12 protein-coding genes are annotated in these 12,575 nt (G+C 68.7%); 9 read left to right on the top strand and 3 right to left on the bottom strand.

All coding sequences use genetic code 11. The features are described 5' to 3' along the window. Positions 1-423: 423 nt before the first annotated feature. The gene (locus ACFWIW_RS09960) at positions 424-987 is read right to left on the bottom strand and encodes a CGNR zinc finger domain-containing protein (RefSeq protein ID WP_378368073.1); all 564 of its coding nucleotides are present in this window, start codon (positions 985-987) and stop codon (positions 424-426) included. Between the two features lie 80 nt (positions 988-1,067). Here ACFWIW_RS09960 and ACFWIW_RS09965 point away from each other — a divergent pair, with 80 nt between their 5' ends. Beyond that, positions 1,068-2,204 (top strand): epoxide hydrolase family protein, encoded by a 1,137-nt coding sequence (locus tag ACFWIW_RS09965; RefSeq protein WP_378368074.1) that lies wholly within the window; start codon positions 1,068-1,070, stop codon positions 2,202-2,204. A gap of 93 nt (positions 2,205-2,297) precedes the next feature. Here ACFWIW_RS09965 and ACFWIW_RS09970 read toward each other — a convergent pair whose 3' ends face one another. After that, positions 2,298-2,942 (bottom strand): alpha/beta fold hydrolase, encoded by a 645-nt coding sequence (locus tag ACFWIW_RS09970; RefSeq protein ID WP_378368075.1) that lies wholly within the window; start codon positions 2,940-2,942, stop codon positions 2,298-2,300. After that, on the bottom strand, positions 2,942-3,949 hold the full coding sequence (locus ACFWIW_RS09975; RefSeq protein ID WP_378368076.1) for a hydroxyacid dehydrogenase: 1,008 nt from the start codon (positions 3,947-3,949) through the stop codon (positions 2,942-2,944). Before ACFWIW_RS09975 ends, ACFWIW_RS09970 begins: the two co-directional genes overlap by 1 nt. Before the next feature lie 182 nt (positions 3,950-4,131). On the opposite strand from ACFWIW_RS09975, the gene ACFWIW_RS09980 reads away from it, so the two are divergent. From ACFWIW_RS09980 to ACFWIW_RS10015, 8 genes are all read left to right on the top strand, one after another. Continuing rightward, positions 4,132-5,460, top strand: a complete 1,329-nt coding sequence (locus tag ACFWIW_RS09980; protein ID WP_378368077.1) for an extracellular solute-binding protein — start codon at positions 4,132-4,134, stop codon at positions 5,458-5,460. Then, positions 5,457-6,413, top strand: a complete 957-nt coding sequence (locus tag ACFWIW_RS09985; RefSeq protein WP_063276487.1) for a carbohydrate ABC transporter permease — start codon at positions 5,457-5,459, stop codon at positions 6,411-6,413. Before ACFWIW_RS09980 ends, ACFWIW_RS09985 begins: the two co-directional genes overlap by 4 nt. Next, positions 6,410-7,276, top strand: a complete 867-nt coding sequence (locus ACFWIW_RS09990; protein ID WP_378368078.1) for a carbohydrate ABC transporter permease — start codon at positions 6,410-6,412, stop codon at positions 7,274-7,276. Before ACFWIW_RS09985 ends, ACFWIW_RS09990 begins: the two co-directional genes overlap by 4 nt. 21 nt (positions 7,277-7,297) lie before the next feature. Then, positions 7,298-8,599, top strand: a complete 1,302-nt coding sequence (locus ACFWIW_RS09995; RefSeq protein ID WP_378368079.1) for an alpha-L-fucosidase — start codon at positions 7,298-7,300, stop codon at positions 8,597-8,599. Between the two features lie 13 nt (positions 8,600-8,612). Next, complete coding sequence (locus ACFWIW_RS10000; protein ID WP_378368080.1) at positions 8,613-10,055, top strand: chondroitinase-B domain-containing protein; 1,443 nt, start codon at positions 8,613-8,615, stop codon at positions 10,053-10,055. Between the two features lie 83 nt (positions 10,056-10,138). After that, entirely contained in the window at positions 10,139-11,176 is a 1,038-nt protein-coding gene (locus ACFWIW_RS10005) for a LacI family DNA-binding transcriptional regulator (protein ID WP_378368081.1), read from the top strand. After that, on the top strand, positions 11,173-11,934 hold the full coding sequence (locus tag ACFWIW_RS10010) for a sugar phosphate isomerase/epimerase family protein (protein ID WP_378368082.1): 762 nt from the start codon (positions 11,173-11,175) through the stop codon (positions 11,932-11,934). The genes ACFWIW_RS10005 and ACFWIW_RS10010 overlap by 4 nt, the downstream gene beginning before the upstream one ends. Further along, positions 11,931-12,563 carry an SGNH/GDSL hydrolase family protein gene (locus ACFWIW_RS10015; protein WP_378368083.1) on the top strand — a complete coding sequence of 211 codons (633 nt, stop codon included), beginning with the start codon at positions 11,931-11,933 and terminating at the stop codon, positions 12,561-12,563. The genes ACFWIW_RS10010 and ACFWIW_RS10015 overlap by 4 nt, the downstream gene beginning before the upstream one ends. Positions 12,564-12,575 lie beyond the last annotated feature (12 nt).

The raw sequence follows: 12,575 nt of genomic DNA on the forward strand, positions 1-12,575 counted from the left end.
GACCGGAATGGCCAACTGGGCTGGTCGCCATTTCCCGGCAACACAGCCTGAACGGCCAACTCACGAAACCGACCCCGCCGTCAGGACAATTGCCGTTTCCCGGCAACGAACCAGCCACGTCACAGACCACAGCCGCAGGCAGGAACCCCGTCGCCGCTTTCCGGCCACGGACCGGAATGGCCAACTGGGCTGGTCGCCATTCCCCGGCAACAACCTGAACGGCCAACTCACGAAACCGACCCCGCCGTCAGGACAATTGCCGCATCCCGGCAACGAACCAGCGGCCACGGCGCGGACCGCACCCGACAGCACCGCCCGCTACCAGACCCCTCGCCGATTCCCGGCAACAGCCACCCCACCGGGCGCCGCCCAGGCAGTCACCCCCGGCAACGAACCGCCCCAAGCCAGAGCCCATAAGCCCGATCAAGAACTCCCGGAGTTCTTCCGTTGATTGGCGTGGAACCGCGCCTTCTTCTGCCGGTTCCCGCACGTGTTCATGTCACACCACCGGCGCGTGCGGCTCTGGCTGGTGTCGAAGAACGCCGCCAGACACGTCGGCGACGCGCACAAGGCCATTTTCCCGTCCCGTTCGCCCGAGATGATGCTGATCGCGTCGGCGGCGATCACGCTGAGGGCGTCTTCCACGCAGGCAACCCGCCATCGCCGCTTCCCTTCGGACGTCAGGACGGCCGCGGCCCGCCCCTGAGTGCTCCGATCGTTGATCACTTGGACGGCTGCGGCGGGCAGGGCTTCCCGGGTCGCGGTCGCCGTCGCGGCGGCGTGAATCGCCTCCCGCAGTTCCCGGGCGAGGTCGAGCTCGGCGGTGCTGCACGTCTCCACGGCGAGACCGCTCACCGCCAGCCAGTCCACGAGCCGCTGCGGCGTGGGGATGCGCTCCACGGCCTCGCCACGACGCTCCGTCAGGGTCGCGGTGAAGCTGGTCGCCAGCACGCTGCCGAGGCGGAAATCAGGGAAGCCGGAACGCATGGAACCACCTTAGCCGGTTGCGTCTCGACGGGGCGAACTGTTAGAACCGTCTTAGCCGGTTCCACGGACGAGGAGGCCCCATGACCGTGCAAGCATTCGAAGCCCACGCGACCGACGCCGAACTCGAAGAACTGCGTGCGCGATTGGCCGCGGCGCGGCTGCCGGAAGCCGAGACGGTCCCCCGCTGGGGGCAGGGCGTTCCGCTCGCCGACCTCGTCGAGGTCGTGGACTACTGGCGCACCGGATACGACTGGCGGTGGTTCGAAAAGCGCCTCGGCCGGATCGGCCAGTTCCGCACGACCATCGACGGCCTGGGGATCCACTTCCTGCACCGCAGGTCCACCCGCGCCGATGCCACTCCCCTGGTCCTGACGCACGGCTGGCCGGGCAGCGTCGCCGAGTTCGTCGACGTCGTGGACGAACTGGCGGACCCGGCGGATCCGGACACACCGGCGTTCCACGTCGTCGTCCCATCGTTGCCGGGTTTCGGCTACAGCGACAAGCCGGCCACCACCGGATGGGGAACCGAAAAGATCGCGGCCGCGTGGGTCGAGCTGATGAACAGGCTCGGTTACGACCGGTTCCTGGCCCATGGCGGCGACTGGGGAGGCAACATCACCACCGTCCTCGCCGGCCGGTTCCCGGACCACGTTCTCGGCATCCACACGACGTTCGCGGAGGGGCCGCCCGGGCTGACGACCGACGGGCTGACGGCGACCGAGCGCCGGTGGACCGAGGAAACCCACGACTTCTGGCACCACCGCGCGGCTTACGCCAAACAGCAGGCGACCCGCCCGCAGACCATCGGCTACTCGCTCGTCGACTCACCGGTCGGCCTGCTCGCCTGGATCCTCGACAAGTTCGCCGAGTGGTCGGACACCGGGGACAGCCCGTTCGAGACGATCTCCCGGGACCGCGTCCTCGACGACGTCACCCTGTACTGGCTGACCCGGACCGGCGCGTCGGCGGCCCGCATCTACTACGAAAGCCACAACTCGCTCGATCCCGAACTCCGCGTCGACGTCCCGTCGGCGATCACCATGTACCCCCGCGACATCGAGAAGTACCCGCGCCCCTGGGCACAGGAGCGGTACCGGCGGATCGTCCGATGGACGGAGCCCGAGGCAGGCGGGCACTTCCCGTCCCTGGAGGTTCCCGGGTATTTCGTCAAGGATCTGCAGGCGGGCCTCGCGGCCGTCCTGGCCGCCGCGGTATAGGTCGTTATACGAAACCGTCGGTGATCGCCCACGGCCACGGATGCTCCGGGCAGCGGGCCGTCCTGGAGAACCTCCCCCAGGCAGGAATCCGGATCACGCCGGCCCGAGGAACTCCCCCGCCACCGCCGCGAACTCGGCCGGCCTGGAGCTGTGCACCCGATGCCCCGCGTCCTCGATGATCTCCAGGCGGCAGTCCGGGATCAGCCCGCACATCCGCTCCAGCGACTCACGGGTGACATGGCTGGACGGCCCGCCGCCGATCAGCAGAGTCGGCGCCGTGATCGCGCCGAGCCGCTCCCACCAGGCGGGGTCGGGCGTGCGGAGCTCGGTCATGATCGGATCGATCAGCCGCCAGTCGAACGACAACGGTTCGGACGGCCTCTGCGTCGGAGGCAACGGCTCCAGTGGCTCAAGCGGTGGCGGCGGGGTGTCCTCGACGACGAGCCGCCGGACACGGCCGGGCAGGCACTGGGCGAGCAGCACCGCGACCCGGCCGCCCATCGAATGGCCGACCACGTCCGCTTCCTCGCCGAGGAGCCCGGCCACGCCGTCGGCCATCGCGTCGAGCGAGTAGTCCTCGATGTGGGCACTGTCGCCGTGCCCTGGCAGGTCGACGGCCAGGACACGGCGAGTCAGGCGGGCGGCGAAATCGTCCCAGGTGCCCGCTTTGCTGCCCAAGGCGTGCAGCAGGACGACGGGCACCCCGCCGGACGGGCCGGTCTCCCGGACGGCGAGCATCAGGCCCGCAGATGCGCCCGGTCCGGCGCGACGGCATGCCGCAGCGGCTCCCCGCGCACGAACCGCCGCAGCTCCCCCGCCACGAGCTCGCCCATCCGCGCGCGCTCGGCGCCCAGCGCGCCCGCCAGATGCGGGGTGAGCACCACGTTCGGCAACGTGTACAGCGGCGAGTCCGGCTCCGGCGGTTCGGGCCAGGTGACGTCGAGGATCGCCGTCAGATCCGGGCGGTCGGCCAGCACCGGGACGACCGACGGTTCGTCGACGACGGCGCCGCGGGCGGTGTTGATCAGGGTCGCGCCGACGCCCATCCTGGCCACCAGCTCGCCGTCGACCAGCCCTTCGGTCTCCGGGAGCAGGGGCGCGTGCAGGCTCACCACGGGGCACGTGGCGAACAGTTCGTCCAGGCCCACCAGCCGCACGCCGAGGCCGTCGGCGGTCGCCGGGTCGACGACGGGGTCGCTCGCGAGCACCTCCACGTCGAAACCGCGCAAATGCGAGGCGACGAGAGCACCGATCTCGCCGAGGCCGAGCAGACCGACCCGGGACCGGTAGGCGCCCGCGACCCGTGGATCCGGCGGATAGGCCCGCCGCTCCCGGATCTCCCGGGCGATGCGATGCACCTGCTTGAGTCCTAAGAGGACCTGGGCAAGGGTGAACTCGGCGACCGGGACGGCGTTCGCGGCCGCGGCGGACACGATCGGCAGCTCGCGCGCCCAGAACTCGGGCGTGGTCAGCGGCCGGACCGACCCGGCGGCGACGAGCACGGCCCGCAGCTCCCGCGCGTGTCCCAAAAGGACGGTGTCCAGCACCGGCGCACCCCAGCCGGACAGCAGGATTTCGACACCTTCCAGCGCCGCCGGATGCTCCGCGAGCCGCTCGCGGGTGAGCGGCTCGCGCAGGTCCGCCAGCGTGCCGATCTCCTTCAGCACCGCCTCGGGGTAAACGTCGTCGCGGCGGCGCTCCTCCATCACGAGAAGTGCCGTCGGCCGGTGTCGCAGCTCGGTCATCCCTACCTCCGGCGGCGACCATACATCGGATGCTTGAGCCGGTCCACGCCCGGCGAGTCCCGCGCAGAGGCAAACACGGGCGATTGAAATTCGTAATGATCGGACCATTGACCGGAGACCGGGAAAGCGCTTACCGTCCCCTCCGAGGTAGACAGCGTGGTCCACAGTGAACAGGAGAAGCGATGCGGAAATCGCGGTGGATCGGCGTGGGACTCACTGTCTCAGCGCTGGTCCTTTCGGGCTGCTCGGCAGGCCCCGCCGGAACGAACGTCGCGCAGGACACCAAGGCGCCGTTGGAACTGTGGACCCGGACGACCCCCGGCGGCCCCGGCGAACAGGCCACCAAACGGCTCGCCGAAGCCTTCGAGAAGGCCACGGGGTTCAAGGTGCAGGTCACCGCGATCTTCGACGACTTCGAGACGAAGCTGGCCCAGCGCGCCGCCCAGCGCGACCTGCCGGACATCGTGATGAACGACGTTACCCAGGTCGGCACCTTGAAGAGCCAGGGTCTCGTGCGCGAGATCGACCAGGGCAAGATCAAGCACGTGCCGGAGCTCACCGAGCAGGCACTGAAGTCCAACCAGACCCCCGACGGCAAGCTGTACGGCCTGCCCTACAGCGCGCAGGCCTCGGCGCTGCTGATCCGCAAGGACTGGCGGGAGAAGCTCGGCAAGGGCGTCCCGCAGAGCTGGGCCGAACTGGCGGACCTCGCCAAGGCCTTCACCACCGGCGACCCCGACGGCAACGGCAAGGCCGACACCGCGGGCCTGAACGCGACGTTGTCGACCAAGCGGGGTTACGCCTCCTGGTACTTCTCGAACTTCCTGTGGGCCGCGGGCGGCGACTTCATCACCGAATCCGGTGGTGGCAAGTACAAACCCGCGATGAGCACGCCCGAATCCGTGGCCGCCGTGCAGTGGTTCCGCGATCTCGGCTGCAAGGACAACGTGATCCAGCCCGGTTCGGTCACCATGCCGACCCCCGCGACCAACGAGACCTTCGAAGCGGGCAAGGCCGGGATGTACGTCGTCGGCCCGTACCTGCTGCCCCGCTTCGACAAGTCGCTCGGCAAGGACAAGTACGAGGTCGTCCCGATGCCGAAGGGCGCCAAGAACGCCGACGTGCTCGCCGAGGGCCTGTCGATCTTCATGATGGCCGGTTCGCCGAACCAGGCGGGCCAGGACGCTTTCGGTGACTTCGCGATCTCGGCCGACGGCCAGAAGATCGGCATGGAGGGCGAGTCGGCCTTCATCGTGCAGCTCCCGGTGAACAAGAACGTCGACATCACCCAGGTCCGCTCGGACCCGCGCTGGAAGACCTACGCCGAGATCTACGCCAAGTCCGGCCACTACGCGCCGTCCATCCCGAACTGGACGCCGGTCCGCCAGGACACCGCCGACACGATCAGCGCGCTCGTCGCCGACTGCAAGCTCGATCTCAAGGCGGAACTGTCCAAACTCGACACCAAGCTCACCGCGACCTTGCAGCAACAGGGAATCAGCGCCTCATGACCGTAGATCACGCCAAGCCGGCGGCCGTCGGCGCGGACCGTCCCGCCGTGAAGCGGGCGCCCGCGCCGAAGGCCCGCAGGCGCAGCGACCGCGACGGGAAGTGGTGGACGCCGTGGCTGTTCCTGGCCCCCGCCCTCATCCTGTTCGTGTACTTCAAGTTCATCCCGATGATCACCGCGGTGACGATGTCCTTCCAGGACGTCCAGCCGTACCTGGGCAACCAGTGGGTCGGCGGGCAGAACTACAGCACCGTCCTCGGTGACGAGGCGTTCCACTCCGCGATCTGGCACACCGTCGTGATCGCGGTCGGGCAGACCGCGGGTTCGATGATCCTCGGCCTCGCGCTCGCCCTGCTGATGGAGGGCCAGAGCAAGCGGCTGAAGTTCCTGCGGTCGGCGGCGTTCCTGCCGGTGGTCGTGCCGATCGCGGTGGTCGCCGAACTCTGGCGGATCATGTACCACCCGACCGAGGACGGGATGCTGAACTCCATCCTCGGCCTGGTCGGCCTCGGCCCGTCGGGCTTCATCAACGATCCCGACACGTCGATGGTCTCCGTGATCATCACCGGGATCTGGCGTGGCGCCCCGTACGACATGATGATCTTCCTCGCGGGCCTGGCGGGCATCGACCGCGGTCTCTACGAAGCGGCCACTGTGGACGGTGCCTCCCGCTGGCGCAAGATCCTCCATGTGACGCTGCCGGGCCTGCGGTCGGTGTTCTCGATCCTGTTCGTGCTCGCGGCGATCCGCGGCCTGCGGGTGTTCACCGAGGTGTTCCTGCTGACCAACGGCGGGCCGAACGGCTCGACGGAAGTCGCGATGACCCTGATCTACAAACTCGGCCTGGAACAGAACCGGCTGGGCGTCGGCGCGGCGGGCGCGGTCCTGCTGTTCCTCGCGACGCTCGTGCTGACCCTGTTCGTCCAGGTGCTCCGACGGAGGCGAGACGCATGACCGCGGCCAACGATTCGGCGCTCGGCCTCGACGCCGTCAAATCGCCGGGCGGACGGATCCTGAAGTACGTCCTGTACGCCCTGCTGCTCCTGGTGTTCGCGGGACCGCTGCTGGCGCTGCTGGTCAGCGCGTTCAACGACGTCTCCGACCCGACGGCGCTGAGCGTCATCCCGTCGAGCCCCACCCTGGAGAACTTCGGCATCGCGTTCGACCAGGGCGTCGGGCTGTACCTGCTCAACTCGTTCCTGGTGGTCGGCTTCGGCCTGCTGCTGCAGGTCATCGTGTCGGTGCTGGCCGGCTACGCGCTGGCGCGCAAGAAGTTCCGGTTCATGACCTTCGTACTGGTCGCGATCCTGGCGACGCTGATGCTGCCGGAGGAGATCCTCGCGATCCCGCTGTCGCTGATCCTGTCGGATCTGCCGGTGGTGCACTTCAACCTGATCGGCAGCCTCGCCGGGATGATCGTGCCGCTGGGCGCGTGGGCCTTCTCGATCCTGGTGATGACCGAGTTCATGAAGGACGTCCCCCGCGAGCTCGAAGAGGCCGCGCGGATCGACGGAGCAGGCGACCTGCGGATCTTCGCGCAGATCATCCTCCCGATGTGCAAGCCGGCGCTCGGCGTGATCGGCGTCTTCGGCTTCACGATGATCTGGGACCAGTATCTGCTGCCGTTGCTCGTGTCGACCGACGCTTCGACCTACACCCTGCCGCTGGCCCTGCGGACACTGCGGATCGACCCGACGGTCACCCCCGGCGTGATCATGGCCGCGTCGCTGCTGGCACTGCTGCCCTCGGTCGCCGCGTTCCTGTTCTTCCAGCGTTCGTTCGTCCGCGGTCTCGCCTCGGGCGCGCTCAAGGGCTGACCCACCATCACAAGGAGCGAAGTGAGTTCCACCGCCTGGTTCACCCACGACCGGTTCGGGATGTTCGTCCACTGGGGACTGTATTCCCTCGCCGCCCGCCACGAATGGGTGCAGAACCACGAGAAGCTGACCGACGAGCAGTACCGGGTCTACTTCGACCATTTCGAGCCGGACAAGTACGACCCGCGGTCCTGGGCGCGGGCCGCGAAGGCCGCGGGCATGACCTACGTCGTGCTGACCACCAAGCACCACGACGGTTTTTGCCTGTGGGACAGCGATCTCACCGACTTCAAGGTGACGAACACGCCGTATGGCAAGGATCTGCTCGGCCCGTTCGTCGACGCCTGCCGCGAGGAAGGCTTGAAGGTCGGCTTCTACCACTCGCTGATCGACTGGCACCACCCCGCTTTCCCCGTCGACGGCACCCATCCCCGCCGTGACGACGCGGAGTACATCGCGGCGCACCAGTACGCCGACATCGCCGAGTACCGGCTCTATCTCCACGGTCAGGTGCGCGAACTGCTCACCCGCTTCGGCACGATCGACTATCTGTTCTTCGACTTCTCGTACAAGGGCCGCAAGGAATGGTGGGGCGGTAAGGGACCCGACGACTGGGACTCCCCTGGCCTGCTCAAGCTGGTCCGCGAACTCCAGCCCGGCATCCTGGTCAACGACCGCACCGGGATCCCTGGTGACTTCATCACCCCGGAGCAGTACCAGCCGTCCGGCCCGATGACCCGCGACGGTGTCCCCGTGGTGTGGGAGGCGTGCCAGACCCTCAACGGCAGCTGGGGGTACGACCGCGACAACCTCGACTACAAGAGCCCGGAACTGCTGATCCGGATGCTGGTCGACGGCGTGTCCAAGGACGGCAACCTGCTGCTCAACGTCGGCCCGAACGGCCGGGGCGAGATCGACCCCCGCGCGCACGAAGTCCTCGCCGAGATCGGCCGCTGGATGGACCGGCACGAACGCTCCGTCCGCGGCTGCGGGCCCAGCGAGTTCACCGCGCCAGCCGACGGCCGCTACACCCAGCGCGGCGACCGGCTGTACCTGCACCTGTTCAGCTGGCCGATGAACCACGTCCACCTGCCCGGGCTCGCCGGGCGGGTGCGCTACGCCCAGCTGCTCGACGACGCCTCGGAAATCCGGCAGGTGCACACGGATCCCGGGCAGACCGCGCAGAACACCCAGATGGGCGGGCAGCCGGCAGGCACGCTCACCCTCAAACTCCCCATCCGGAAACCGGACACCCCGGTCCCGGTGATCGAACTGTTCCTGAGCACCGAAAGCCCCGCCGCCGAAACCCTCCCCACCGATTGAGCACGGAGGCATCATGGATCGCAGAAGGTTCCTCAGCGGCGCCACCCTCGGCGCCGCGCTGATCACCGTCCCCTGGGTCACCGCGGGCACGGCGTCGGCCACACCGAAGGGGTTGTGCGCCCTGAACGTCAGTTCGCTGACCGAACTGCAGAACGCGATCAACAAGGCCGGCCCCGGTGCCGTCATCACCGTGAACAACGGCACGTACACCGTGCCGACGGGCAAGCCGATCAGCATCAAGGGCAGGCGAGGCACGAAGGACCAGCCGATCACCATCGTCGCCCAGTCCCGCGGAGGGGTGACGCTGAACGGCGAGCAGAGCTTCGTCTTCGACGACTCCACCGGTGTCACGATCAGCGGGTTCAAGTTCCGTCAGAGCACCACGCTGGAGATCCCGGCGAACTGCTCGCGGATCCGGCTGACCCGCAACGACCTCCAGTTCGCCGACCTCCCCGACCTGCACTGGGTGATGGTCCGTGCCGACAACAGCAAGATCGACCGCAACCACTTCCACCACAAGACGACCCTCGGCGTCATGCTCTGCATCGAGGGCGCCGACGAAGACAAGATGGCGGCGGACGTCGAGGTCTTCCGGAACTACTTCTCCGACCACACCTTCCCCGGCGACAACGGCGGCGAGCCGATCCGGCTCGGCGTCAGCCCGCGCGCGCTGAGCACCGCCGGCGCCAAGATCGAGTTCAACCTCTTCGAACGCGCGAACGGCGACCCGGAGGCGATCTCGGTCAAGTCGTCGGGCAACTTCATCCGCAACAACACCATCCGGAACAGCCTCGGCGGCATCGTGCTGCGCCACGGGAACAAGTCCGTCGTCGAATCCAACTTCATCCTCGGCGGCAAGGAAGGCATCCGGATCTACGGCAACGACCACAAGATCGTCAACAACTACGTCGCCGGGGTGTCCGGCACCGCGCTGGTCGTCGGCAGCGGCTCCGTCCGCGACCATTTCCCGGGTGAGTCGAAGGAATCGCGGCGCGGCAACGACGCGGCGGACCGCGTGCTCATCGCGCACAACACGCTGCTGAACAACGGCGGCACGCTTTCCGGCGAGACCAAACGGACGATCGAACCGCGCGACTGCACGATCTCCGACAACATCCTCGTCGGCGGCAACGGCGACCTGGTCACGATGAGCACCACGGGCAACTTCACCTGGTCCGGCAACATCCTGTGGGGTTCGGGCGGGGACGGCAACATCCCGGCGGGCACGTTCCGCCGGGTCGACCCCAAGCTCGTGCAGGGTGGCGACGGGGTCTCGCGGCTCGCCGCGGGCAGCCCGGCGATCGACGCGGCGACCCTGTCGACCGCGCCGGTCACGCTGGACATCGACGGCCAGGCCCGCGGCAGCCTGCGTGACGTCGGCGCCGACGAGTACTCGACGGCCGCCATCGCCAACCGGCCGCTCACCACCGCGGACGTCGGCCCCGCCGCTCCGTAGCCGGGCGGTCGACAGCAGAGCCGGGCTCACGCCGGTGTCAGCCCACACCGGCGTGAGCCCAACCGCACCACCGAGGAGGAAGCATGGCGCAGCGTGCCGCGGGTTCGGCCACCCTGGCCGACGTCGCCCGTGAGGCCGGAGTGTCCCTCGCGACGGCGTCGAGGGCGCTCAACGGCGGGACCAGACAGGTCAGCGGGACGCTGCGCGAATCGGTGCTGCGGGCCGCGGAACGCTTGCAGTACACGGCGAACGTGCCCGCGCAGGCGATGGCCCGGGGGCGCGGCAACGTCGTCGGGCTGCTGGTGCACGACATCGTCGACCCGTACTTCTCCTCGATCGCGTCCGGCGTGATGCGCGTGGCCGCCCGGCACGGGCTGACGGTCACCATCGCGAGCACGGAGAACCATCCGGAGAAGGAACTCGAATACGTCACGACGTTGCGCGGGCAACGGGCGCGGGCGGTCATCCTCGCCGGGTCGCGTACCGAAGGCGATGCCCTGCAACGAAACCTGACCAAGGAGCTCAAGGCGTTCGAGGCCGCCGACGGTCAGGTCGTGGTGATCGGGCAGCGGAAGCTCCCCTTCGACACGGTCATGCTGGAAAACCGCGCGGGGGCGGCGGATCTGGCCGAACAGCTCGCCCTGCTCGGGCACCGCGACTTCCTCGTCCTCGCCGGGCCGCTCGGCCTGATGACTTCACGAGATCGTGTCCTCGGCTTCCGTGACGGCCTCGCCCGGCAAGGTATTCAGCTGCCCGAGAACCATGTGCTGCGCGCGGAATTCACCCGTGACGGTGGCTACGCGGCGATGGTGCAGGCGATCAAGAACGGTTTCCGCGGCTGCGTGTTCGCGGTCAACGACGTGATGGCCGTCGGCGCGATGGCCGCCTGCCGCGACCGTGGTCTGCTGGTCCCCACGCAGATCGCGATCGCGGGGTTCGACGACATTATTACCTTGCGCGACATAAGGCCTTCGCTGTCGACTGTGCGTGTGCCGATCGAGCGTATGGGCGAGCGGGCGATCGACTTCATCCTCGACACCCGCGCCGACGACCCTCGTGTCCTGGCGATCACCGGCGAGGTCGTGCTGCGGGAAAGCACTCAACCGTTGGAGGGAAAATGATCCGCCCGGGACTGTGTTCGGTGACGTTGCGGCGGCTGGACGCCGACGAAGTCGCCCGCCGCGCCGAAAAGGCGGGCCTGCAGGTGATCGAGTGGGGCGCCGACGTCCATGTGCGTCCCGGTGACGACTGGGCGGCCGAGCGCGCGTTCGAGGCCATGGCACGGCACGGGCTGAAGTGTGACTCCTACGGCTCCTACTTCCGCGCGACCCCGGTCGAGACCGGGAAGTTCGGCGAGATCGCCGCCACCGCGGTCCGGCTCGGCGCCTCGCGGATCCGGGTGTGGGCGGGGAAAGCGGGCTCCGAGGACGTCGACTCGTACGAACGCGAGCAGATCGTCGCCGGCCTCCGCGAGGCCGCCGACGTCGCCAACGAGCACGGTCTCGAAGTCGCGCTGGAGTTCCACGGCGGGACGCTGACCGACACCGCCGAATCCACCGTGCGGCTGCTCGAAGAGGTCGGCCGCGACAATCTCGGCACCTACTGGCAACCGCCGCAGGATCTGCCGGACGAGCAGGCGCTGGCGGGGCTCGAGCTGGTGCTCGACCAGGTCCGCGCGGTGCACGTGTTCTCGTGGTGGCCCAGCAACGAACGGCATCCGCTGACCTTCCGGGCCGAGCTCTGGACCCGCGCGTTCGGCCTGCTCGCCAAGGCGGGCCGGCCGCTCGACGCGCTGCTGGAGTTCGTCCCGGACAACGACCCCGACCTGATCCCCGGCGAGGCCGACTCGCTGCGCAAGCTGATCGAGGCGGGCGCGTGAGGTTCACCGAAGCCGACCGCCTGCTGTTCGCCGGCGACTCCATCACCGATTCCAGCCGCGACCGCACCGATCCCGCGTCGCTCGGCAAGGGTTACGTGCGGCAGATCGCGGACCTCCTCGGCGACGGGCCGGAGGTGATCAACCGCGGGATCAACGGCAACCGGATTTACGACCTCGAAGCCCGGTGGACCACCGACGTCCTCGCGGCGGATCCCACGGTGCTGACGGTGAAGATCGGCATCAACGACACTTGGCGGACGTTCGATCGCGGCCTGTCGAGCCCGATCGGAAAGTTCCGCGACGCCTACTCCCGGCTGCTGGCCGGCGCGCGGGAGCACCTCCCGGCCGAACTGTACGTGATCACGCCGTTCCTGCTGCCGGTGGAGCCGGAGCAGCAGGACTGGGTCGCCGATCTGGCGCCCCGCATCGAAACCGCGATCGACGTGGCGACCGAGTTCGGCGCGCGGCTGATCCGCGCGGATCTGTTCATGCCGCGCGCGGCGGAAGAGCACGGGGCGGCGACGCTGGCCCCGGACGGCGTCCACCCCAGCCCGCTGGGACATCGCCTGCTCGCCGAAGCCTGGCTCGCGGCTGCCGGGGCGCCGGTCGGAGAGGTTCCGCTCCACTAGCGGATACAGTTG

It is taken from the genome of Amycolatopsis sp. NPDC058340, assembly GCF_042723975.1.
Lineage (GTDB): Bacteria > Actinomycetota > Actinomycetes > Mycobacteriales > Pseudonocardiaceae > Amycolatopsis.

Coding starts and splice junctions, on each gene's coding strand:
- ACFWIW_RS09970 (WP_378368075.1), bottom strand. CDS start 2,942: ATGCTCGCCGTCCGGGAGACCGGCCCGTCCGGCGGGGTGCCCGTCGTC.
- ACFWIW_RS09990 (WP_378368078.1), top strand. CDS start 6,410: ATGACCGCGGCCAACGATTCGGCGCTCGGCCTCGACGCCGTCAAATCG.
- ACFWIW_RS09960 (WP_378368073.1), bottom strand. CDS start 987: ATGCGTTCCGGCTTCCCTGATTTCCGCCTCGGCAGCGTGCTGGCGACC.
- ACFWIW_RS10000 (WP_378368080.1), top strand. CDS start 8,613: ATGGATCGCAGAAGGTTCCTCAGCGGCGCCACCCTCGGCGCCGCGCTG.
- ACFWIW_RS10005 (WP_378368081.1), top strand. CDS start 10,139: ATGGCGCAGCGTGCCGCGGGTTCGGCCACCCTGGCCGACGTCGCCCGT.
- ACFWIW_RS10010 (WP_378368082.1), top strand. CDS start 11,173: ATGATCCGCCCGGGACTGTGTTCGGTGACGTTGCGGCGGCTGGACGCC.
- ACFWIW_RS09980 (WP_378368077.1), top strand. CDS start 4,132: ATGCGGAAATCGCGGTGGATCGGCGTGGGACTCACTGTCTCAGCGCTG.
- ACFWIW_RS09985 (WP_063276487.1), top strand. CDS start 5,457: ATGACCGTAGATCACGCCAAGCCGGCGGCCGTCGGCGCGGACCGTCCC.
- ACFWIW_RS09975 (WP_378368076.1), bottom strand. CDS start 3,949: ATGACCGAGCTGCGACACCGGCCGACGGCACTTCTCGTGATGGAGGAG.
- ACFWIW_RS09965 (WP_378368074.1), top strand. CDS start 1,068: ATGACCGTGCAAGCATTCGAAGCCCACGCGACCGACGCCGAACTCGAA.